At 62.2% G+C, this 21,617-nt stretch carries 19 protein-coding genes; 6 read left to right on the top strand and 13 right to left on the bottom strand.

Annotation, left to right across the window (positions count from 1 at the left end; all coding sequences use genetic code 11):
- The first annotated feature begins 297 nt into the window (after positions 1–297).
- The 4 genes from AC3WJI_RS00200 to AC3WJI_RS00185 all read left to right on the top strand — a co-directional run bounded on the left by AC3WJI_RS00200 (position 298) and on the right by AC3WJI_RS00185 (position 5,430).
- Positions 298–1,071: an alpha/beta fold hydrolase gene (locus tag AC3WJI_RS00200; protein ID WP_492755207.1), complete on the top strand. Its 774-nt coding sequence runs from the start codon at positions 298–300 to the stop codon at positions 1,069–1,071.
- 539 nt (positions 1,072–1,610) lie between these two features.
- Positions 1,611–2,117, top strand: a complete 507-nt coding sequence (locus AC3WJI_RS00195; protein WP_492755356.1) for a 2Fe-2S iron-sulfur cluster-binding protein — start codon at positions 1,611–1,613, stop codon at positions 2,115–2,117.
- On the top strand, positions 2,114–3,100 hold the full coding sequence (locus tag AC3WJI_RS00190) for an FAD binding domain-containing protein (RefSeq protein ID WP_492755206.1): 987 nt from the start codon (positions 2,114–2,116) through the stop codon (positions 3,098–3,100). Before AC3WJI_RS00195 ends, AC3WJI_RS00190 begins: the two co-directional genes overlap by 4 nt.
- Positions 3,097–5,430 (top strand): xanthine dehydrogenase family protein molybdopterin-binding subunit, encoded by a 2,334-nt coding sequence (locus tag AC3WJI_RS00185; RefSeq protein ID WP_492755205.1) that lies wholly within the window; start codon positions 3,097–3,099, stop codon positions 5,428–5,430. Before AC3WJI_RS00190 ends, AC3WJI_RS00185 begins: the two co-directional genes overlap by 4 nt.
- Positions 5,431–5,670: 240 nt before the next feature.
- Here AC3WJI_RS00185 and AC3WJI_RS00180 read toward each other — a convergent pair whose 3' ends face one another.
- The 4 genes from AC3WJI_RS00180 to AC3WJI_RS00165 form a co-directional block, all read right to left on the bottom strand.
- On the bottom strand, positions 5,671–6,078 hold the full coding sequence (locus tag AC3WJI_RS00180) for a hypothetical protein (RefSeq protein WP_492755204.1): 408 nt from the start codon (positions 6,076–6,078) through the stop codon (positions 5,671–5,673).
- Positions 6,079–6,286: 208 nt separating this feature from the next.
- Positions 6,287–6,607: a hypothetical protein gene (locus AC3WJI_RS00175; RefSeq protein WP_492755203.1), complete on the bottom strand. Its 321-nt coding sequence runs from the start codon at positions 6,605–6,607 to the stop codon at positions 6,287–6,289.
- A 477-nt stretch (positions 6,608–7,084) separates the two neighbouring features.
- The gene (locus AC3WJI_RS00170; RefSeq protein ID WP_492755202.1) at positions 7,085–9,088 is read right to left on the bottom strand and encodes a M13-type metalloendopeptidase; all 2,004 of its coding nucleotides are present in this window, start codon (positions 9,086–9,088) and stop codon (positions 7,085–7,087) included.
- A 169-nt stretch (positions 9,089–9,257) separates the two neighbouring features.
- Positions 9,258–10,826 carry an alpha/beta hydrolase gene (locus tag AC3WJI_RS00165; protein WP_492755201.1) on the bottom strand — a complete coding sequence of 523 codons (1,569 nt, stop codon included), beginning with the start codon at positions 10,824–10,826 and terminating at the stop codon, positions 9,258–9,260.
- Positions 10,827–10,952: 126 nt separating this feature from the next.
- On the opposite strand from AC3WJI_RS00165, the gene AC3WJI_RS00160 reads away from it, so the two are divergent.
- Positions 10,953–11,384 carry a hypothetical protein gene (locus AC3WJI_RS00160; protein ID WP_492755200.1) on the top strand — a complete coding sequence of 144 codons (432 nt, stop codon included), beginning with the start codon at positions 10,953–10,955 and terminating at the stop codon, positions 11,382–11,384.
- Positions 11,384–11,608 carry a helix-turn-helix domain-containing protein gene (locus AC3WJI_RS00155; protein ID WP_492755199.1) on the top strand — a complete coding sequence of 75 codons (225 nt, stop codon included), beginning with the start codon at positions 11,384–11,386 and terminating at the stop codon, positions 11,606–11,608. Before AC3WJI_RS00160 ends, AC3WJI_RS00155 begins: the two co-directional genes overlap by 1 nt.
- A 227-nt stretch (positions 11,609–11,835) precedes the next feature.
- On the opposite strand, the gene AC3WJI_RS00150 is transcribed toward AC3WJI_RS00155, so the two are convergent.
- From AC3WJI_RS00150 to AC3WJI_RS00110, 9 genes are all read right to left on the bottom strand, one after another.
- Positions 11,836–13,452: a serine hydrolase domain-containing protein gene (locus AC3WJI_RS00150; protein WP_492755198.1), complete on the bottom strand. Its 1,617-nt coding sequence runs from the start codon at positions 13,450–13,452 to the stop codon at positions 11,836–11,838.
- Positions 13,449–13,964, bottom strand: coding sequence for a MarR family winged helix-turn-helix transcriptional regulator (locus AC3WJI_RS00145; protein ID WP_492755197.1), 516 nt, complete (start codon positions 13,962–13,964; stop codon positions 13,449–13,451). The genes AC3WJI_RS00150 and AC3WJI_RS00145 overlap by 4 nt, the downstream gene beginning before the upstream one ends.
- A 46-nt stretch (positions 13,965–14,010) precedes the next feature.
- The gene (locus tag AC3WJI_RS00140) at positions 14,011–14,232 is read right to left on the bottom strand and encodes a hypothetical protein (protein WP_492755196.1); all 222 of its coding nucleotides are present in this window, start codon (positions 14,230–14,232) and stop codon (positions 14,011–14,013) included.
- An 84-nt stretch (positions 14,233–14,316) separates the two neighbouring features.
- On the bottom strand, positions 14,317–16,260 hold the full coding sequence (locus tag AC3WJI_RS00135) for an AAA family ATPase (RefSeq protein ID WP_492755195.1): 1,944 nt from the start codon (positions 16,258–16,260) through the stop codon (positions 14,317–14,319).
- Complete coding sequence (locus tag AC3WJI_RS00130; protein ID WP_492755194.1) at positions 16,257–16,781, bottom strand: ABC-three component system middle component 5; 525 nt, start codon at positions 16,779–16,781, stop codon at positions 16,257–16,259. The genes AC3WJI_RS00135 and AC3WJI_RS00130 overlap by 4 nt, the downstream gene beginning before the upstream one ends.
- A complete protein-coding gene (locus AC3WJI_RS00125) occupies positions 16,754–17,944 on the bottom strand; it encodes an ABC-three component system protein (protein WP_492755193.1) in 1,191 nt (396 codons plus the stop codon). Before AC3WJI_RS00125 ends, AC3WJI_RS00130 begins: the two co-directional genes overlap by 28 nt.
- A gap of 531 nt (positions 17,945–18,475) precedes the next feature.
- Positions 18,476–19,867 carry a Shedu immune nuclease family protein gene (locus AC3WJI_RS00120; protein WP_492755192.1) on the bottom strand — a complete coding sequence of 464 codons (1,392 nt, stop codon included), beginning with the start codon at positions 19,865–19,867 and terminating at the stop codon, positions 18,476–18,478.
- A 192-nt stretch (positions 19,868–20,059) separates the two neighbouring features.
- Positions 20,060–21,058, bottom strand: a complete 999-nt coding sequence (locus AC3WJI_RS00115) for a hypothetical protein (RefSeq protein WP_492755191.1) — start codon at positions 21,056–21,058, stop codon at positions 20,060–20,062.
- Positions 21,055–21,585, bottom strand: coding sequence for a hypothetical protein (locus tag AC3WJI_RS00110; protein WP_492755190.1), 531 nt, complete (start codon positions 21,583–21,585; stop codon positions 21,055–21,057). The genes AC3WJI_RS00115 and AC3WJI_RS00110 overlap by 4 nt, the downstream gene beginning before the upstream one ends.
- Between the last annotated feature and the right edge of the window lie 32 nt (positions 21,586–21,617).

Here is a 21,617-nt window from a genome sequence, read left to right as displayed (position 1 = left end):
TCGACGGTAATGACGTCGGCTTCTGGGCGATTTGCCGTCTGTCGCGTATGAGCAGGCTGTGGAAAGCGGAGCTTGTTCGGCTTTCTGCTGCAGCCGCAAATAGCCATGAACGGAGGCTCAATGCGCACCTTGCGCTGCTCGAAAGCGGACGCCCGTTAATCAACTAACCACCGGAGCCTGAGCGCCGCCTGTGTGTAGGTCTCCACGACGTTCTGCGACGTGCGTTTAAGCAGCGGTGGTCGGATCAACGAACAGCCGCGCTCGTTGGGAGCCTCACAGTCACAAGGCCGGCACGGCATGAACAATATTGAGCGCGGCACTGGACGCACGCTGCTTCTGATCCACGGCCTGGGCGGGAGTTGGCGATCCTGGAGTACCATCTTGGACGCGCTCAGCGCCTCGCGAAGGGTTATCGCGATCGACCTTCCCGGCCATGGTGCCACGCCCGCAGAGCCCGACAGCGGTACGTTCGACGGTCTGGTGGGCAGCGTCGAGCGGTACATCGCGGAGGCAGGCCTGACCGGCATTGATGCCGTCGGAAGCTCCATGGGGGCGCGAATCGTGCTCGAGCTCGCACGGCGCGGGGTCGTCGGCAACGTGGTCGCGCTCGATCCCGGCGGCTTTTGGCGCGGTTGGGAGCGGACCTTCTTCAGAATCACCATCGGCGCTTCCGGTCGCCTGTTGCGCGCCATTCGCGCGCACTTACCCGCATTGAGCCGAAACGCCGCGTCGCGCACGGCGCTGCTCGCGCAGCTCTCCGCGCGTCCTTGGGCGCTTGATGGTCAGGTCGTCGCCACCGAGCTGGAGGGTCTCAGCAAGACGCTGACGTTCGACGCGCTGGTCCATGACCTTGCTACGGGGCCTGAACAGGCCGGACCCGCGGCCGCCGGTACTGGTCGGGTCCTCATCGGGTGGGGTCGGCACGACCGGCTTTGCCTACCGAGGCAGGCTGCGCGCGCGCAAGCAGCCTTTCCCGCCGCCCGGCTCCACTGGTTCGAAGGCAGCGGCCACTTTCCGATGTGGGACATGCCGGCGGAGACGGTCGCGGTTATTCTCGACGCCACTCAGTGAAGCCTCCGGACGTCGGGCGACTTGAGGTGAGCGAGAGTGACAGCCTAAAGCCAGAAGCGTCACTAACCGCCCTCCCCTTCCCCGATTCCGGCAAACCATTCATATTTGGAAATCGCGCTCGCGAGCCTTGGCCGCTCCTGACGCTAAACGGCGACATCTGGGACGAAGCCGCCGTCTCGAAGACCCTTCGAGTAACATCTTTGGCGGATACGCTTTGCGCCCTGTCCAGGGACGGTCTTCGACTGCTCTGCCAACCAATGCCCTTCGATCGCGCTGCCCCTGGCGATGGTCCATTCATCAGGAGCGAGCCATTCTTCCATATGTCGACTGGAAGGCGAGTTTCAGCCGGCGGTTAGCCCCCGAAGGGGCGCCTGCCGGACGAGACGAGAACGCGACTGCCACGTCGCCTCGCTCCCAAGCTCTGCCTTCCGCTCATCAAAGGCGGGCGGGGGATTGCCGTGGGCACCGATTCGTTGCTTTGGAGTTATGAGAAAGACAGCCGGCGCAGATCGACGGCCAATTCTCCGGGAGAGCGGTTCATGCCTGTCCGTGTCAACGGTGTTGAAACGCCGCTCCCGCAAGACCCCCGTGTCTCGCTGCTCGACCTGCTTCGCGAACATGCTGGCCTTAGCGGCACTAAGAAAGGGTGCAACCAGGGCGCATGTGGCGCATGCACCGTGCTGGTAGATGGCGAGCGCATCCTCTCCTGCCTTGCGCTCGCGGTGCAATATGAAGGGCGTGAGGTCACGACGATCGAAGGCCTTGGGACGCCGGAAGACCTGCATCCGCTCCAGCAGGCGTTCGTACTGCATGACGGATTCCAGTGCGGCTATTGCACGCCGGGACAAATCTGCTCTGCGATAGGCATGGTCGAGGAACTCAAGCGCGGCGTGCCGAGCCACGTCACCGCCGATATCGCCGCCGATCAGATCGCGCTCAGCCCTGACGAGTTGCGCGAGCGGATGAGCGGCAATCTGTGCCGCTGCGGTTCGCATAACGGCATCGTCGCGGCGATCGCCGAGACCTTTGCGGAGGCGGCCGAATGAACCCCTTCCACTATGCCCGCGCTGCCGATGCCGGTGAGGCGCTGCGCCATATCGGCGTTTCCGACGCCAAATATCTGGGCGGCGGCACCAATCTGGTCGACCTGATGCGCGAGACGATCGAGCGCCCCGCGGCGCTGGTCGACGTCACCGAGCTCGACCGTTCGATCGTGGAGACGCCCGAGGGCGGGCTGCGGATCGGTGCGGCGACGCGCAACACCGCCCTCGCCGAGCATCGGCTGGTTCGCACCCGCTATCCGATGCTGTCCCGCGCGATCGTCGCGGGCGCCAGCGCGCAGATCCGCAACATGGCGACAGTTGGCGGCAATCTGCTTCAGCGCACGCGCTGCGCCTATTTCTATGACAACCAGGGGTCGCGCTGCAACAAGCGCAGCCCCGGCCAGGGGTGCGATGCGATCGGGGGATTCAACCGCAACCATGCGATTTTCGGCGCTTCCGACGCCTGCATCGCGGTGCACCCCTCGGACATGTGCGTCGCGCTCGCGGCGCTGGACGCGACGGTGCACCTCGAAAGCCGCAATGGTCCGCGCAGCCTGCCGTTCGCCGAACTGCACCGTTTACCCGGCGACCGGCCTGATATGGAGACGCTTCTCGAACCCGGCGAGCTGATCACCGCGATCGAACTGCCGCCGCTGCCGATCGCCGCGCGTTCCGGCTACCGGAAAGTGCGCGATCGTTCGAGCTATGCCTTCGCGCTGGTTTCGGTCGCAGCGGCGCTCGAAGTTGCGGACGGCAGGATCGAAGACGTGCGGCTGGCCCTAGGCGGCGTCGCGCACAAGCCATGGCGCGCCCAACGCGCCGAAGCGACGCTGCTCGGCCAGCCGGCGGGCGAAGCGGCCTTCCGCGCCGCCGCCGATGCCGAGTTGGAAGTGGCGCGGCCGCAAAAGGACAATGGCTTCAAGATCGAGCTGGCGCGGCGGACGATCGTCGCGATGCTCGGGCAGCTCGCGGGAGAGGCGGCATGAGCATTGTCGAGGACGCCAAGACGCTCGCCCAAGGGCTGATGCAGGGGGCCATGGCCCGCGCGGTGGCGCTCGCTCCCGATAGCTGGATGCCCGGCGGCACCCCCGACCCGCTGATCGAGCGGAAGCACGGCCATGTCGGCAAGCCGGTGTCGCGGATCGATGGGCCCAAAAAGGTCTCGGGCGCCGCGCCGTTCGCGGCGGAATTCCCGATCGAGGACATGGTCTATGCCGCGGTCGCCTATAGCAGCATCGCCAAGGGCCGAGTCACCGACATCGACGTGCGCGCGGCCGAGGCAGCGCCGGGCGTGGTGCTGGTGATGACGCACTATAACGCGCCGCGGCTCAAGCCCGCGCCGCTGTTCATGAGCGACCCCAAGGCCGCGGCGGGGGATAGCGTGCCGGTGTTGCAGAACGACCGCATCCACTGGAACGGCCAGCCGATCGCGGTGGTGCTCGCCGAAACGCAGGAACAGGCGGATTACGCCAAGTCGCTGATCGTGGCACGCTATGCGGCCGAGGAAGCGGCCACCGATTTCGAAACGCTCCGCGCCGGGCCGACCAGCCCTTCGCAGTTCATGGGCGGGCCGATGCACAACGAGATCGGCGACGCGAAGGCGGCGCTGGCGGCGGCGCCCGTCGCGATCGATTCGAGCTACGGCACCCCGCGGCACAACCACAACCCGATCGAGCTCCACGCGGTGACGCTGGCCTGGCAGGGCGACACGCTGCGCATTCACGACGCGCAGCAGGCGGTGGCGCATTCGGCCTGGACGCTGGCGCAGGTGTTCGAGATCCCGACCGCGAATGTCGTGATCACCTCGCCCTATGTCGGCGGCGGTTTCGGCAGCAAGACGCTGTGGCAGCATCAGATCCTCGCTGCCGCGGCGGCGCGAATGGCCGGGCGGCCGGTGCGGCTGATGCTCAGCCGCGAGGGCGTGTACCAGGTGGTGGGCGGACGATCGCCGACACGGCAGCGCGTGGCGCTGGGCGCACGCGCCGACGGCACGCTGACCGCGCTGATCCATGAAGGCGTCACCGCCAAGACGGCGCACAATGTGATGCCCGAGCCGTTCATCCTGCCGACGCGCAGCGCCTATGCCACCGAGAATCTGTGGCTCGACGTCCAGCATGTCGAACTCGACATGGTCAGCAACACCTTCATGCGCGCTCCCGGCGAGGCCGTGGGCACCTTCGCGCTCGAATGTGCGATCGACGAGCTCGCCGAGAAGCTCGGGATCGATCCGATCGAGTTGCGGCTGCGCAACGAGCCCGACAAGGATCCGATCTCGGGCCTACCCTTCTCCGCGCGACATATCGACGCGGCGTGGCAGATGGGTGCGGACCGGTTCGGGTGGAGCCAGCGAAATCCGGTGCCCGGCAGCGTACGCGACGGCGAATGGCTGGTCGGAACGGGCTGCGCGACGGGCACCTATCCCTATTACCGCATGCCGGGTGGCGCAGCGCGGCTTACGCTGGCGCACGACGGCAGCGTCACGGTCGACGTTGCCGCGCACGAAATGGGAATGGGAACCTCGACCGCACAGACACAAGTAATCGCCGATCGGCTTGGGCTCGAGCTCGATCAGGTGCAGTTCAACTATGGCGATTCGACGCTGCCCGGGCTGGTGCTTGCCGGCGGATCGCAGCAGACCGCGTCGATCGGCGCGGCGGTGATCGCGGCGTACAACAAGCTGGTCGCCGAATTGTTGAGCCTGGCGGGCAATGATTCGCCGCTCGCGGGATTGAAGTCCGACGAGATCGGCAGCCGCGACGGAGGGCTGTGCAAGCTCGACGATCCTAATCGCTGGGAGAGCTATGCGTCGATCCTCGGCCGGGCGCAGCGCGAGACCATTGTGGTCGAGGCGCAGCCGCCGCAGCCGCTCGAGACGATGCACTGGTCGATGCACAGCCACGCCGCGATGTTCTGCGAGGTGCGGGTCAACGCGATCACCGGCGAACCGCGCGTGTCGCGCTTTCTAGGGTCGTTCGATTGCGGACGCATCCTCAACCCCAAGACTGCAGCGAGCCAATTCCGCGGGGGGATCATCATGGGGTTGGGTCTCGCGCTGATGGAGGAGACCCAGTTCGATCCGCGCAATGGCCGGGTGATGAACCCCAGCCTCGCCGAATATCATGTGCCTGTCCACATGGATGTGCCCGAGATCGACGTAATCTGGACCGATCTTCCCGATCCGCACACGCCGATGGGCGCACGCGGAGTGGGCGAGATCGGCATCACCGGCACCGCTGCGGCGGTGGCCAACGCGATCTACAACGCGACCGGCAAGCGCGTGCGCGAACTTCCGATCACGCTCGACAAGCTCCTCTAATCAACCCCGCGCCTATGGGTAGCCTGTCCGATATCTCGAGGCATAGAGACTTACAAGCGGCCGCTCAGACCGCCCATTCCGCTTCTCAACTGCAGACGCTCGTTCATGCCCGGGCCACGACCGCTTTAGGCGGGCCAGATCGGTCGCCGGCATGTCTCAAACCGGGTGGATTGCGGACCGGCAGCTTAGCGGCCGCCGCCGAGGCTCTCTGCCGCCTTGGTCGAACCGATACGATTGGAATTAACGAACGATGTTCTTCGCTCGAACCCGCAGCAGTGGTTCGATCAATACGGTCATAGTTCCATCTCCGAGATACCGCTTCTCGTGTCGCGTGGTACTCACCCGACCATAGAAGTCGACAGTGAGTGTCCCCCACACCGGCTCGGGCTTGTTCCAACGAGCTACCTTCCGAGCCCGGGCGCCGAGTTGCGAACAAGCCTGTCCCAAACACTCGATCGAGGCACCATCCTCGAGACGAACAGCTTGCGCCCCGACGACACGACACTGCTCGAACCGGCTGTTCTCGAAATTCGTGAACCACTCACAACTGAGATGCTGCCTCGGTCCAAAGCTCGTGCCCTTGAAGGTTAAGCCCTGATCTCCGGCAGGTGAGATGGGCGCCAAAATGAGCGCGATGAGTTGCCACATTTCGATAGCCTAGCTTCAATCACCATGTCCGCAACCCTATGATCGTTCACCGCGCGATATACGACTGCTTCCGGCCAGCGTCCGGGCAATGCGGGTTGACCGACTTCGGGAACCTCTGCGATATCGCGGGACGGCAACAATCGGGGCATTTCCTGCCAGTCCGCTTTTGGCAGCAGCTCCAGGCTCGCGAACGTCCGGGACCGGGTGGTTAGCTGCCGTTCCAGAAATCATCATCTCGCACTCCGAAAGCGGTGACTTCCCGGCCGCCATCCCCGACTTCCAGCGAATGATCGCTAAGCCCCACCGCGTCGCAAGCAAGAGGTCGTCCATCTGCCCATGTGACCCGCAAATCAACGACGCGATCCAATAGGCTGCCGTCGATTTGCGTTGCATGATCGGAGGGGTGGTAAGCCTCGTTTGGTCGAAAAACGCCGAACGCTACCCCCATGCCGCTATCCCACCCGGTAAAGGCCACCGCACCAATCACGGTGGTGTTAGCTTCAACGATGAAAGGCTTTGGTGGCGGCATCTGCGATGGATAGCCGTTTCGGGAATGTCTGCAATCGGGGCGGCAGCTGACTGGCAGCTAGGCGGCCGCAAGGACCCAGAAGCGGTCACTCGGACCGAGCTTTTTGATCCCAAACTTCGGGCATTCGTTCACCTCAGGTGGCTGTGCTCACCCACCGGATCAACCGGCTCGACGCCTAAAAGTGAATATCGCCTACTAGCAACGTTCGCTTGGGGCGCTCTATCGTGCCTACGGAGGGCCGCTAACCATTAACGACGGCCGACGCGCGATGATTTGACGCGTTCCGCCTTACCGTCGCCGCAGACGTGGCTCGCACTGACGACGGCTCCAATACGGCTCCTGCCTTGCGCGCATGTGGGCCGCTAATATGACCAATGCTCGCCGACGCTGTCGGTTTGAAGAAGGTAGGACTGTAAGCAGTTGCCAATCCGTCGTTCGCAGCCACGCTAGTCTTAACGCCTTCCGTCGACATTTGCTCTACCACAGGCTTATCCGTTGGTCGGCGGGCAGATAGAGTGCATCCGATGGTTTAATCGCAAATGCGCGATACCACGCGTCGATATTGCGGACGACGCCATTTACCCGGTAAGCGGGCGGCACATGGTAGCTGTTGGCGGCGATGTGCCGAATGGCGCTGTCCGGCGCCTTGTAGCACCACACTGCCGCCCAGCTCCGAAAGAGCTGACGGAGCGCATCCTGCCGATCTTCGTCGGGTGTCGGATGGTCTATTCGATACAGCTCGTACGCTCGCAGCGCCAGCGAGACGCCCGAGAGATCCCCGATGTTTTCGCCGAGCGTGCGGCTGCCATCGAGCTTCACCCCGGGCAGAGGCTCAAAGGCGCTATATTGCTCGACCAATCCTTTCGCCCGCCGGCGGAACGAAGATTGCGCTGCCGGGGACAACCACGGGCGCATCACTCCCTTGCTGTCATAAAGCAGACCCTGGTCGTCGAAGCCGTGACCGATCTCGTGTCCGATGATCGCGCCGATCGCGCCGAAGTTGGCGGCAGGGTGCCCCTTGGCCGAGAAAAATGGAGGCTGCAGGATCGCGGCGGGCACCTCGATCGCGTTGAGCAGCACGCTGTAGCTAGCGTTCACCGCCTGGGGCGCTTGATACCATGGCTCGACGCGCGCAGACGCGTCGGTGAGGCGCGCGCGCTGCCGAGACCACTCTTGTTCGACGAGCTTGTCGAGATTGCCGATCGCATTATCTGGATGAAGGTCCCTAGCCTGCCCTTCCGGCCAGGTACGGGGATATCCGACTTTAAGCGCCATTGCATCGAGCTTTGCAGCCGCTTCCGCCTGGGAGACCGGATCCATCCAATCCGCGCCCGCAATCCGCTCAGCCATCGCACGTTTCAGATAGCCGAGCAGTTCGGCAGCCGAGGCTCGACTTCCTTCGGAGAAATGGGCTTCCACGTATAGCCGCCCGAGCTCCATCGGCATTCGCGCCTTGAGAAAGCCGAACGCTTCGGCCTTTCGCGTAGGCTTGGTGGCTCCCGGGCGCACGACCGTCTGAAAGCGCCAATATGCGTCTCGATACGACGCCGGCAAAACGTCCACCGTATTACGAAGCCACGAAAATGCGAGCCAATCTTGCCAGGTGGTCACCGGCGTTTCGCGGAAAAGCCGTGCCTGCAAAGCAATTGCCGTATCTTCGCCCACATTGACCCGCTCCACATCGCCCACACCGCGAGCGGCCAACATCGTTCGCCAAGGGAGGCCTGGCGCATATGCCTCCAACGCCTCGACCGTCATGATATGGAGATTGGCGCGTCGGTCGCGAAGCCGTTCCAGATCCCACTGGCGACGTGCTATCTCAGTCTCGAGAGCAACGATCGATCCGGCACGTCGATCGGCGTCGGGAAGCCCGGCAAGTTCGAACAACTCGCGAATGTAGGTTCGATACGCCTCGCGCACGCTGCGCGCATAGTCGTCCTCTGCCGTATATATCGCCGCGGCCAATCCGAGCATCGGCATGCTCTGGTTCTGCTGGTCGACATGCACCGTCCACACGCCGTCGGCGGGAAAGACATTGAACGCGATAAGTCCACCGGATCGCGGATCTGCCATGATCGCCGCCACAGCCTGATGCGTCTTTGCGGATCGGATCACCCGGAATATCCTCTGGATGTGCCGGGCACCTCTTTGCTCGAGAGCCTGCTCGTTCAGCAGGGCGGCGTATACGATCCCAATCCGTTCGGCCGCGGATGCCGGTGACAAATTTGCGGCCGTCGCTTCAATCAGGCTCTGAAGTTGGGCATCGACCTTGTCGGCGATGCGATCGAACTGACCGTAGTCCCACCGCCCTTCGGGCACCGTCATGCGATCGAGCTCAGCAGCGTTGACGTATCGATAGAAATCGTCGCCGGGCCGGGTGGTGGCGGTCGCTCGAGTGACCCGCGCTGAGAATATGGTCGCGATTGACGAGGCGGTGCCGAGCCGTAGGGCGTTGCGGCGCGTAACGGATCGTCCAATCATGCGTCTGACCTTTCGGTAACCATTTATGACTACAACTGTAGTCGAGACGGATCAATCAAGCTTGCAGTCGGGTCGGGACGATCAGCTTATTGTCGGCAAGCCCCTGACCGATCTGTTCCAAGGTCACGGTTCAAATGGTCGGCCCGGGCGGAAGCGACCACGATCATAATCACCGGATGCGGCTTCTGCGCTGTTGCAAGCCTCTCGAGCTCACAGGTCGCTTCAAGGCCGGCGGTGGAAAGTCCGGCATTGCGAAAATGGGAGGCGACAGCGTCGCCTCGGAGGGCAACGCCTCTGCGTTCCCTGACCGCAAGAATGCCACTACCTGCGCTGCGATGTCGGGGTGCTCGCCAAATAGCGCCTCGCGGCTATGATGCCTGCCGCGATGCACCACCATCGCCCGCGCATTCGGGAAGTAGGGCAGCGTGCCGAGCATGTTCTCAACCGGGGTCGCGATATCCCAGTCGCCATGTATAAAGATCACTGGCGTCGAGTTGCGCTTGGGCGCGCGAAAACCGTCGTCGAGTGTGGGGGTCGGCCATGCGTCCTCCGACGCGATCAGCGCGTCGAAGTCCCAAAAGCCAAGCAGGGATGCCGCGGGATCGGTCTTGAGCAGATAGGTACGCTGTGGTGACGCGTTCAGGCTGGAGTCGATCAGCTGCTCGATCAGGCGTACGGGTCCTTCCCCATTCGCACGGCGTTGGGCCGCCTCGGCCGCCAGTTCGTCATAATGGCCATAATAGGCTGACAATACGAAAGCGGGCCAATCCGCTGGCGCGCGCAACAACGAAGCCTGGAAATCACCGACGCCCAACCTGATCGTACGCGCTCGCGTCGCCTCCGAATCGGCAAGCGTTACCGTCACCGGCGTTGATCGCAGCCGTCCTTCCACGGTGCGGATCGCACCTATCAATCCCTCTTTGGGGATGTAGGGCCGCAGCCTCGGATCTTGTTCCGCCTCCCACGCGATGCGTTGGAGCGACGCGAGGATTTGCGAGGGCATGTCGAACGCCTTGTCGAGTGGCTCGGTGCCGGACAGGACAGCCCGCGCGACTATATCGGGATGCAGCCGCATTACCGCGAAGCTCCATTGCGATCCGAAACTCTGCCCCGACAAACTGATCTTGCGATAGCCGAGCGCGACGCGAAGATCGTTCACGTCCTCCGCGCATTGGACGACGGTGTAGCCAGCTAGATCCTTGCCGGGGTTCGCAGCAATAGCGCTGCGCGCGAGTGCGGCCATCTCGACTGCCTCGGCTTCACGGTTGCGGGGCTCGCTAAGCGACTTCTCGGGAGCGGTGAGTTCGAGAAGGTCGCCGCGGGTCGACCATCCGCGCTGATCGACCAGCACGATGTCGCCCGCGTCGGCATAGCGCAGCAACTCCGCCAGAAGCGTCTTCGATTCCGCATCGCTGCCGGTAAGTGCACTGAGATAGCTGCGGCCCGGACCGCCCGGCAGTATGAATATCGGCGGAGCGCTATCCGCATGCGTGGCCTTGACACGCGCGAAACCCACTCCGATGAGCCGACTGTCAGGAGCCAAGCGGTTCTCGGGCACGAACAGCGTCCCGATCTCGTAAGCCAAGCGCACGCCCTTTCCGGTGAGGGTCGACCCTGCTTCGATGGCGATATCACCTGCGCGATGGTTGTCGGGTCGTGGCACGGCGGCCGACGAAGCGCCCAGCGGCACAATCAACATCAGGAGTTTGGCGGCCAAGCCGACTGCCGATAGTCGCATCTCTATCTCCCTACCGAACATATTTGCCGCCCCTCGCACTGACGCGCAGCCGGAGCTTGCGGAATTTTAACTAATAACTAAAATATAATGGTGACTTTTTAAGTCAAACCTAAATTTGGGGTTCGTATGCAACCTTCTTTTCGACGTCGCGCCGCGCTGTTTCGCCTCGCCTGCATCTCCGGTGCGATCGCCATCGCATTCCTGATCCTGGGAACACGGGTACTCACGATCCACGACGTTCAGGTCGTGCCCGTGTTCAGCTACCTCGTGGGCCTAGGCTTTCTAGGTCAGGCGTTCGGAGAGGTCGCCGGTGGGCGTGGCTTTCGCTCCGGAGCCCTGCGCGGACTTCGCCGATGCGGCGGGATGCTGCTTTTTGGCGGGCTTTACGCGACCTTCGTTATCCCAATCCTCAAGCACGCGTTGCTCGAAAAGGGTGCTGACAAGTTCTTCGACCCCGCGTCGCTCGTCGTCGCCTTTGTCGGAGCCGCACTTCTGATGCTGGCGAGCCTCCTCGCCGATGCAGGTTCGATGGAAGCCGAACTGGAGCAGATGTTTTAATGCCGGTGCGCGTAACTCTGGACGAACGGCTGCACGCACGGCGCATGACCGCACGCGACCTGGCGGGTCGGATTGGCATCAGCGAGACACAACTCTCCCTGTTCCGCTCGGGCAAGGTTAAAGGCATCCGCTTTTCGACTCTCGCCAGGCTCTGCGAAGCGCTGGAGTGCCGGCCGGGCGATCTGCTGGACTATGACCCGGAGGAAAATGGTACGGGTAGATAGCCCAGCGGCGGTATCGCGCCGCTGTTGCGAATGCGCCGGCAGCCTAGACCAGCGAAGACCCAGTTGCGGACATTCACACGGCCCTGCCCGATTCCGGAAGCGGACGCTCGTTCATCTCAACCTTAGATGCCGGCTAAGCGAGCTCGTTTCGCCCTCTCGCCTGGCGCACGCATCTCAGAAGCGGTCGTTCCGGGAAGGTGGGCTGTGCACGACGTGCGTTTCCCCCCTCACCGCACCGTCTTCATGATCGCTCCCGTAAGGATGTCGCGCTCGTCGATCGTTACCGTCCATTCGACGGCTCCGTTTGAGAAGTCCGAGAGGTAGACATCGTTGCCTGCTGGGTCGACTCGGAGAAATCGGATTGCGCGCAGGGCGCCCAGCTCGCCGAACTGGCTCCGAAGAGCGGCGAGATTGTCCCGCACGGCGCTACTCAGTTGATTTCCGATTCGCAGATAGTCGGGCGATCCGGACGACAGCCCTGCGAGGAAGCCACGCAGCACCCGCTCACCTGATGGATAGGGCCGCTGTGACAGCACGCGTGCAGCGAGGCGATCGCGCACCAGCTCAATCTTGTCCGCCACCGGCTTCCAGGCATCGGAAAGCGCCGCATAGACTTCAATGAAGCGCGACTGGCACATCCCCTCGGCGCTTCCGAGACAGACAATGCCGATTTGCGTTTCCGGATCGAAGAACGCGCTGGCCGCATAACCGGTGACTAGGCCGTTATGGCCCATGAGCGTCCGACCTTCATGGTCTTCCGACGTGAATCCTATGCCGTAACGGCCGCCGCCTGCCGCGGCGAAGCTCCGGGTATAGTTTTGTTGAAGCCGGGCGGCATCAAGCGGCGCACGTGATGCGAATCCCATTTCGAACGCGAGAAATCGTGCGATGTCCGGAGCCGTCGAGAATAGTCCGCCATTGGGAATGCGATATCCGCGACCATTCTCCAATTCCGCTCTTGGCGCGACAACATCGCCATCCGGGCGATGGCCAACCGCCAGCCGCGAAAGCGCCTCGCGGCGCGGTGAGAAGCTCGTCGACCGCATCCCGAGCGGCCGCAGTAGCGCGTGATCGACATAGTCGACATAGGGCCGTTGGGCCGCCTTCTCGATAGCCAGGCCGAGTGCAGCATATCCGATGTTGGAGTATCGTCCCTCAGCGTTGGGCGGAAACGGCGCTTTGGCGGCGGCCAGTCCCTCCCGCGTGCGCGCCTGCCAGTCTGTCAGGGGCCCCGAGGACAGCGCCGGATCCCCTGGCTCGCGCGCAAGCCCGGATCGATGGGTCGCAAGCGCCACGAGATCGACCGAGGCGGCTTGGGCACCCAGCGGGATGACCAGTTCGGGGACATAGCGCCACGCCGGTGCGCTCAGCTTGAGGCGGCCGTCTTCCGCGAGCTTGAGAAGCGCATACCCGGTAAATTGCTTGGTGATCGAGCCGATCCGGTAGAGCGTCTTCGGGGTCGCCTTGATGTGCTTCCGCGGATCCGCAAAACCATAGCTCCGCACCAGAACGATCTTGCCGCGCATGACGACGGCCACCGTCATGCTGCCGAACCGGTGCCCGGCCGCCTCGGCATCGAACAATCTGCGCACACGCTTCATCACTCGAGGATCGAAAGGCGATCCAGCCGGCGACGCGCGCGCGACGCAGTGCTGCAGGGGCGCATAAGCACCCGAGCCGGCAGCGTCGCCGCGCCGGCTTTTCCCCATCGGAAGTCCCCGCGTCGAGATTGCCGCGGCGTCGGTGGCTTGCAGCATAGCTGCCCATGGGCGCCGGGGGCGCGTGGAGCGGCACGCGCAGTCGCTCGCTTCGATGGTGAGCAGTGCGGCCAGGCTCAGGATCATGGCCGTTCCTCCTCTTTCCGAGCCGGATGATTCCGTTGCTGCTCGCGGATGCGGTCGGTCAGGCTCCGCGCCTGCAGCGCATTCTCGATCCGCCACAACGGATCGAACACCTCGGCATCCGCCTCCCGCATCAGCGTTTCGAGCGCGGGAATGAAATGCCGGCGCACCGCGACGAGCTTGCGCGCCTGCGCCTGACCGGCGGGCGTGAGCGCGACCAGGGTGCGCCGACGATCCGGATGGTCGACCTGCGTCTCGACGAGGCCCTGGTCTCTCAGCTTCCCCACATATTTGTGGATCAACGGATGCGATTGAACTGTGCTCGCGGCGAGAAACATCACCGTCTGCGGGCCGCGTACATGGAGCAGGTGAACGACGGACACCATGCTGGAGGGCACGATCACATCATAGTCGGCCAGCACTTCGTCGCTTGCATCGACAATGCGGTTGGCAAGCCGGCGCAGCACATGCGCCAACCAGATAACACCCTGCGATCGCACAAACTCGTCCGACAAGCGCAAGCTCCATCACGCGTAATATGTAACGCGTTACCTATTACGATTAGTGCATGGGCGCAATACAGGTATGCTTGCCGGCTATCGGATCGTCGCGCGGACGGTAGTCGAGGACGTCGCGACCCTCAGGGTTGCGCAGCGGGCGGAGTTTGATGTGGGGCTGCGGTACGCTTGGGCGGAAGCGGACCGGCATCTCCGCGGCGAGCGAGACCCATACCCGGACATTCAGGCCGCCCTCCCCGCTTCTCAGAAGCGGACGCTCGTTCATCTCCGTCCCCCGTGGCCGCTTAGCGCCCCAGAAATGGTCGTCCAGCTTCGGTCAGTGAGTTGCCGGAAGCTGCCGTTCGTTCACTTATGCCTGATTGTCTGGCTCCGGATCGTCGTCCGGATACGGTCGGCCGTCGAAATTCAGGGTCCGATAGTGCTCAGTGTAATGCGGCCCAATCGCGAGGTGTTCCAAATCCAGCGCCGGGTTCGGCATTGAGGTCGTGAAAATAATCTGATGGGTGAGGCGCACCTGCTTGGATAGTTCGACGATCATCTTCTGGAAGTTGTAGCTGCGCACCTGCTCCATCCCCTTGTCCTCGACATTGTCCATAAGCAGGAATCGGGGGTGATAGAATTTTTCATCAGATGCGGCTGCACCAAGCAGTGCGAGGATCACCGCATTCTTCAACACGACGTTACTGCTCTCGGCGAAATTGAGCTTGCCATCGACAAGGATGGCATCGTCCTCAAAATCGACCGTCACTTGACGGGGATCCGCAAACTCCTCTTGGCGCTTCAGATCCTGCTTCAACAGCTCCTTGGTCATGGTTCCGACCAAGCCCATAGCCTGGGTGACGCGTCCGCCACTTGCCATACGCAGCGAGTCGATGCGCGCGGTCACAACGTCGACCGATTTCTGCGCGTCATCGCGTTCAGCGATCAGCTTGGCCACCTTCTCGGCCAATTCCCGCACCGATCCCAGATAGGCGATCTGCTGTCCGATCTCGCCGATGCGCTGGTTGAGGCCGGCCAGGCGGGCCTCACGCGGTGACACAGCAAGCTCGAACTCGGATTGGAAGGCGATGGAACGCTTGGCCATCGCCTGGCGTGCCGAACGCAGTTCCTGCCCCGTTTTCTGTAGCTCCAGCTCCTTGCCCTCGAGGATCTGGCGGGATTCGCGCAGCTGCAAGCTGATATCGAGCTTGATCTCCAGATAGCGCGCGCTCTCGCGTTCAGGATCAACGGGCTTGGTGCACACGACGCAACGTCCGCTTTCCCGCTCGCCGTCCAGGGGCTCGAGGCAGGCGGGGCAATAGGCAAAGTCGATCGCACCGAGCGCGTCGGCGATCGACGAAGCGGCGCTCACCTTGCCCATCGTCTCCTCGAGATAATCGACGAAGACGTCCAAGTCGGTGATTTCGAGGCCCAGTCGTTCGCTCTGCTCTTCGAGGCGCCGCAGCGACGTGCGCTGGCTGCGCAATTCCTTCACCGCGTCGGTTCGCCGGTCCTGAAACTCCTTTTCCGCATCCTCGGGCTCGTCTTCGTCAAGATTGCCGATCTGCTCGACGAGCTGGTCGGCTTCCTTCGATAGCGCCGCGATCCGCGCGCCGAGCTCGCCGGTGTTCATCGAGCCATAGTCGCTCGGGATGGCCTCCAGCAACGAGCGGAGCCGTTGTTGCCGATCCTCGAGCAGCTTGGTCGCTGTCCGAAGCTCGACCTGGGCTTCATAAAGCGCATAACTGTTGGCGCCGAGCAGCAAGTCGCCAACCGCAGCGCGGATGTCGCGCGTATCGAACCTTTCGAACCGGAACAGGCGCGGGGCCGGCGTACGCTGATCGGAATAGAGCAGGCGCATTATCTGGTGAGCGGTGACGTTCGACCCTTCGTCGCTTGGCGCCTCGGGAATGCCGCAGGCGCGGAAGAGCACCTGCGAGAAGCCCAGTTGCTTCTCGGTCTGCCGGCGGATCGGATAGCGTTCCCATCCCTCGAGCGGGCTTTTCTCAGCGTCCTCGAGCCGGCCATAGAAGACGGTGATCGGCTCCTGCTTCGTGCCGACCCGCCGTCTGAGGGTGAGGGTGGCGGACGCGGTCTGGATCTCTGCGCGGATCTCGTCGCACTGGCGTGCGCGGTCCTTCCAGTCGTCGAACTCGCCGCCGAACACATAGAAGATGAAGTCGGCGATAGTCGATTTGCCCGAGCCATTCTCGCCGCGGATGACGTTGACGCCGAGATGGAAGCGCTCGTCGTAGACCGCGCGACCATGGGAGAGGACTTTCAATCGCCGGAGCGCGAGCAGGCTGAAGCTCATGTGCCGGGCCTCCGCAGGCCGGTACTCAGCCGCAATTCGCCGGGCGCGTCGGCACCGATGCGCGCGAAGCTCTCGACCAGGAACTCAACCACGCGACGCTCTGCCTGGGTCACGAACACGGTGTCGGCAATCTCTGGCAGCTTGTCGCCGCCCTCGATACGACCTTGGCGCAGGGGCTCGATCGCGACGAAGCCCTTGCCGACGATAGTCCGCAGCGCCTCCTTCTGCACCGGCTCCATCTTCGCGAAAAGCATTTGCGGCGATGGATAGCTCAGGAAGCCCTTTTCCGGGCGCATGATCGAGAGTGCCTGGAAATCCCGGCGCGTGTCGGAATCCATCCTGGTCTTGTGGAGCAGGCCGGGGCTCGCAAGATAGAAGTCCGAGACGTAAAGCCGCTCGGGAGTCATGTCGCGCTCGGGCCAAGCGACGATCAACGCCAACATGCGCCGGACGGTGTCGTAGACATCAAGGTGCGGATACCAAAGCCGAACGTTCATTGTGGGTCCCAGCGGATGTGGCATTGCTCGGTCAGAAAGTACAAAGCCTCGACGACCCTCCTCGCCGGGACGCGCTGCTCGACGAACTTGGTGACCACAGCATCGATCACCTGGGTCTGGATCGCCTGCTGGATCTGAGGATCGGATGCCGCCTTGCAGATCAGTGGCAGGTAGACATGCATTTCGAACCGCTGCTGAACTTCATCGAGCAGATTGTCATTAGCCTCCTTAGCCGCCGCATGCAGACCAAGCCGGATGTAGCTCTGGGCGAACTTATTCTGCGCCTCATTGGCGAAGGCATATTCATGCTCGCGATTGGCCGCGGTCAGCTTTTCGAGGAGGTCCCGCCGGTCGCTCGCTTTCTGAGTGAAATCAGTGCCGTCGAACTGGAAGGGCTCGTCCGGCCGCCCATCCATGATTGAGGGGCAGGTCTCTTCGAACTTCCTGAGCTTGCGCACTAAGCTCAGATAGACCGGTGAATTACGGTTGGCGGGCTTGCAGATCGAGATATGGTCGGCATCGACCGGGATAGGATTTACCCCTGTGACACCAGGGTTTGCACTTTCCTTGGTGACGATAATCGCTCCTTTGGTCGCAAACTTCTCGTAGAAAACGACAGTCTCGATCGGGCGTTTCGCAGCTGTCGTCTTGTACGACGCATTCAGCTCGTCCAGCTGGGGACTTCCTGCCTTCAATGTCTCGATAGTTGCCGAGGTGGTCCGAGGCAGGAGGAATTTGAGCGTCGAGGCGACGCTTGAGCCACTGTGTGGAGTCGCCAAGAACGCCACGAACTTGGTGTTGCTAGCGATCGCCGACCAATCTGAATCATCGGCCTCGTTGCCGGTCCGGATAATTTGCTTGGCCAGCAGGCCACCCAAGCTATGGCAAACCAGTGCGATAGGTCGACTGCCCAGCCCCATGCCCGCTAGCTGCTCGAGCACCGCCTTGGCGCGCTCGTAGAGCGACATGGCTTGCTCGATCCACTTCGCCCACACATCTGCCGGATAGCCCAATGTGTAGACATTTGCGTTGGGTAGATCTTTGGCGAGCCAGAGTGGCCAGTAGGCGTCCGAGGGATCCTCGGTATTGCTCGTCCACGAGCCCTTGGGGTCGCCAGAGAGTCCGTGGATGAAGATGAGGTCAAATGTACCCGAGCCGCCCGCAATTCGCTCGATCGAAAACGACATACGCCTGACAGTCAGCCCCCTAGGAACGCCCCCCCGGCGATCCTGTTTAGAGATGTGATAAGTGAGCCGAGGATGAATGTAAATTTCCCAACGAGATGGGTTTAGTTCATCGGATGAGCTGACGCATGGTGTCGCGCGGGTAAGAAGGCGCTTTTATCCCTTGGTAGACACTTTTACCCGCTGCTTCGCTCCATTGCGACAATCTCTGTGGGCCAGCCGATGGAAGCGCAAGATTTAGGATCTTGTGCCTGAGTTGTGCCGGTTCAATGCTCCAATAATCTGAACCATTATGAATCGATTGGTGCCCGTGCCCGCAAGTGGCGCCTAAACGCGGATAGCGGCAGATTGCAGCTATCAGGCTCGCCAGGCAAAAAGCGGACTGACGGCTAGCGGCCCGTTATCGGACCGGCAGTGCGGCTAGAAGCCGCCGGTAACGAATGCGCCCGAATTGCGGTCGTTGAGCGGCGTGCGCGCTGTCCCCGAAACCCGCGGTTCGTTCATCCCCGGCAACGAACGTCCAAGGGACGGGGGTTAGGGACTTTCCGTCGACGCTGACGGCGATTGCTCGTCGTCCGTGGGCGAAGCACCAACCAGTACGGCTGGCGATTGCGCCTCAGAAGAATCCTTGGTCAGGAAGGCATGCAGCGCTTTCAGCTTCATCAGAAGCTCGCTGAACGTAATCACCGTCACATCCTTGAGGCCGTTGCGGAACAGCTCGAACGATTTCCGCTGATCCGCATCGTCGATATCGCGCCCGGCGATGACCAGCCCCTGAAGGGCGTAGGTGAAAATGTCGAACTGCCCGGAAGCGATCTTCTTGTTGTTGATCTCCATCTGCAACTGATAGCGCTGATCGAGAACCTGGTTCACTGCGCCGGCAATTTCCTTGTCCGGTGCATATACGCCGCCGCGATAGGGTTTGGCGGCCATAAGCTTGCTGTCCGGTCGCTTGATCTCGATGATCGCCATATTGCCATAGGCGCCTGCGCGCAGAAGATAGTCCGCGATCTTACCGCCGGTGCCGTTGAATTTGACGCCGCCTACAGCGACTTGCTCCCCGAAGACCGCGATCGGTAGGCCGAATGCGAGACGGACAATGAAGGGATTGTCCGACAGGAATATCTGCCAGAAGGTCTCATTGTGCTTCTTCGCCATATGCTCCTCGATCCTGGCGATCAGCTCCTCCAGCGTCAGCAGTTCGATTTCCCGATTTAGTGCGAGCAGCTCGGCTTCCCGCGCCTTCAGCCCGGAGCGGTTCTGCCGGGCAGCCCTGACGATGTCGGTTGCCGCAGCGACTGGAGGCTGTCGTCCTGGCAGACTCAGTGCAGAAAGCACCGAATCAGCGAGCTCGGTAGGGTTCAGTCCAGTCGGCGACGGCTGCGCCGCCAGACTGAGTTCGGTAGCGAGCGCGTTGCGCAGATAGTCGCGCTTGGCGCTGTTACCGAACAGGACCGCACGCAAATGGCTACGGTTGATCGCCCTGCGCCATTTGTCGAATGTACCGTAGACGATGTGCGCCGTGGTGCCGGAGACGCTCGAGTGCAAATATTCCGATAGCACCAACTCGGTGAACCCGCCGATACGTTCAAGCTCGTCGATTATGAAACGCATATCATAGGTCGCGCCGAAGCCGGCGAAGATGTCCTTCACGAAACCCGGCGGCATTGTAAGGACTTCGATGTCGAAATTTCCGAAGCCATCGTCGAGATTGCCATGCCCCTCGAACTTGATGGTTTGGAGCACCTCGTATTTGCGGTGGAGAAAATAGGGACTGCCGACCGTCAGCGTCGTAGGATGGGTTTCGATGGTGTCCGCGGCGCTATCGTAGCGTGCCAGGAGCTGGCGATGTCCGGCCTGGAAGTTGGCGGTGAGATTCGCGGCTACCGCAGCAGCGTGAGCGCGGCCACGCAGTACGATCTCCATGTCATAGCCAGCCGCAGTGCTGGTCACCTCAATGACTAGGTCATCTTCGAGACGATGGGCGGATACCTGCAGCCCAAGCCTAGCCGGCGCAGGCGTTGGCGTGGTGATATTAATGGTTCCGCTGCTATAATTTCTTCCCGGCACGCTCAGCCCCCTGTCTGGCCCTATTGCTAATTTTGGAGGTCCCGTCCGTCAAAACAGGGTACGCACGGCCGCCAAGGTAGCGACCTGCCGGGTCTGGAAGTTCCTGACCAATGTCATCAGTCGCAGATTGATCCTGTCCTCCCGGCCATAGAAGCGGTGCCGATTCCTGAACCTTTCGAACTGGCCATTCTTGCGATCCGGCATCAGCACGAATCGCTCAATCGCCTGGCCGTTCTCGATGACCTCATAGGCCTTGGGCATATCGTCGAGCAGGCCATCATGGATGAGCAAGTTGCGGACCAGCTCAATCTCGGCAACCTCGTCGCACGCCTCGAACAGCGTCCCGGCGGCATTGTTCAGCTTCAATCGCTTGCGACCCCCGAACAGGAAGTTGGACGAAGCGAGCTTCGGGTAGCTGCTGAAATTCGTCGGCATATGTTCGACTTCGCGCGCTAGCTTGGCAACATAGTCGAGCAGGCTGTGCAGCCGGATGAAAAGGAAGCCTAGGATAGAAAATAGCATCGTGACGGTCGGTGATGTGCTCCAGCGCGTCCCGTCCTCCTGTGGAATGCCGGGCGTGAAAAAGGGTTCGAGATTGAAGATGCGATAGAATTCGCCGGTGAGTTGGGACACTTCCTTGGTGCATTCCTGGATCGCCGAGACGAGCACCCTGCTGTCATAAAGATAGAGGAGCCGATTGAGATCGGGAAAGCTGGCAAGCTTGACCAGAGCTGCCTCGAAGGCGTCGCGGCCCATAGCCGCCTCGGAGTTGAGCCCCGCCTGATCGAGGAATGGCGGCGCTATGTGGAGCAAGGCGTGATAGCGCTTTATGTCGCCGAAGATCTTGGCGGCCAAATCGTTGTGCAATGCGACGCATTCCGCCTCAACGGCGTAGAGGCCGTCATCTTGGACGGGTCGCCAGCTTCCCTGCGGCTCCTGCCAGAAGCAATCGCCCTTGGCGCCGTCGCGAAATAGTGTCGGAATGCCGTTGAGATTCAGGATCGGAGACGTGGGACCAAGCGAGGGTCCCTCCTCGCGGTCCATCACGCGCCCGCGGCCGCGTACGGCAGCAGCGCCCGCATCCAATCGCTAAGGTCCGGATTCTGTGCTCCGTTCACATATACATCGCAGAGCCTCACCTTACCGGCGGGAAGGTCGAGGGCGATATGCAGGCCGGCCGCATAGCCATAGTCACCGCGCTGGTCGGTCATGCCCTCCAGCTTCCAGATGTCGCCGTCATAGTGCTTGTTGTTCGCCTTCTTCACTTCAATGACGAGGAGGTTCTCGCGCTTGCCGACGCGGTGAACGATGATGTCGGGGACGATCAGTCCTTCGCGGACAAGGTCGTCTTCGGTAACGCCGTGGCGGAGGCGCTTCGCCACATCCTCCCGGCGGTTCCATTCGTTTCCAACCGACCAGCCCGGAAATCTCGACGGCAGAAGTTGCGCCAGCCGCGCCACGATCGCCTGCTCTCCCGGATTTGCATAAATGAGCTCTGCATCTTGAAGCAGCTCCACAACCGCTTCGGCAAATATTTCCAGCGCGGCTTGAGGATCGTCTGTCTGGTCTGGCATGAAGTTCGAACATCCCGATCAAGAGGTTGCCA

It is taken from the genome of Sphingomonas sp. FW306-1B-B10E (genome assembly GCF_058782005.1).
This window is presented reverse-complemented; position numbering and strand designations above follow the sequence as displayed.

What these genes read in the sequence shown, in the direction of transcription:
- AC3WJI_RS00110 (WP_492755190.1), bottom strand. Translation starts at nt 21,585, where the DNA reads ATGCCAGACCAGACAGACGATCCTCAAGCCGCGCTGGAAATATTTGCC.
- AC3WJI_RS00135 (WP_492755195.1), bottom strand. Translation starts at nt 16,260, where the DNA reads ATGAGCTTCAGCCTGCTCGCGCTCCGGCGATTGAAAGTCCTCTCCCAT.
- AC3WJI_RS00200 (WP_492755207.1), top strand. Translation starts at nt 298, where the DNA reads ATGAACAATATTGAGCGCGGCACTGGACGCACGCTGCTTCTGATCCAC.
- AC3WJI_RS00120 (WP_492755192.1), bottom strand. Translation starts at nt 19,867, where the DNA reads ATGGAGATCGTACTGCGTGGCCGCGCTCACGCTGCTGCGGTAGCCGCG.
- AC3WJI_RS00195 (WP_492755356.1), top strand. Translation starts at nt 1,611, where the DNA reads ATGCCTGTCCGTGTCAACGGTGTTGAAACGCCGCTCCCGCAAGACCCC.
- AC3WJI_RS00150 (WP_492755198.1), bottom strand. Translation starts at nt 13,452, where the DNA reads ATGATCCTGAGCCTGGCCGCACTGCTCACCATCGAAGCGAGCGACTGC.
- AC3WJI_RS00170 (WP_492755202.1), bottom strand. Translation starts at nt 9,088, where the DNA reads ATGATTGGACGATCCGTTACGCGCCGCAACGCCCTACGGCTCGGCACC.
- AC3WJI_RS00165 (WP_492755201.1), bottom strand. Translation starts at nt 10,826, where the DNA reads ATGCGACTATCGGCAGTCGGCTTGGCCGCCAAACTCCTGATGTTGATT.
- AC3WJI_RS00155 (WP_492755199.1), top strand. Translation starts at nt 11,384, where the DNA reads ATGCCGGTGCGCGTAACTCTGGACGAACGGCTGCACGCACGGCGCATG.
- AC3WJI_RS00160 (WP_492755200.1), top strand. Translation starts at nt 10,953, where the DNA reads ATGCAACCTTCTTTTCGACGTCGCGCCGCGCTGTTTCGCCTCGCCTGC.
- AC3WJI_RS00175 (WP_492755203.1), bottom strand. Translation starts at nt 6,607, where the DNA reads ATGCCGCCACCAAAGCCTTTCATCGTTGAAGCTAACACCACCGTGATT.
- AC3WJI_RS00190 (WP_492755206.1), top strand. Translation starts at nt 2,114, where the DNA reads ATGAACCCCTTCCACTATGCCCGCGCTGCCGATGCCGGTGAGGCGCTG.
- AC3WJI_RS00185 (WP_492755205.1), top strand. Translation starts at nt 3,097, where the DNA reads ATGAGCATTGTCGAGGACGCCAAGACGCTCGCCCAAGGGCTGATGCAG.
- AC3WJI_RS00125 (WP_492755193.1), bottom strand. Translation starts at nt 17,944, where the DNA reads ATGTCGTTTTCGATCGAGCGAATTGCGGGCGGCTCGGGTACATTTGAC.
- AC3WJI_RS00140 (WP_492755196.1), bottom strand. Translation starts at nt 14,232, where the DNA reads ATGAACGAGCGTCCGCTTCTGAGAAGCGGGGAGGGCGGCCTGAATGTC.
- AC3WJI_RS00180 (WP_492755204.1), bottom strand. Translation starts at nt 6,078, where the DNA reads ATGTGGCAACTCATCGCGCTCATTTTGGCGCCCATCTCACCTGCCGGA.
- AC3WJI_RS00130 (WP_492755194.1), bottom strand. Translation starts at nt 16,781, where the DNA reads ATGCCACATCCGCTGGGACCCACAATGAACGTTCGGCTTTGGTATCCG.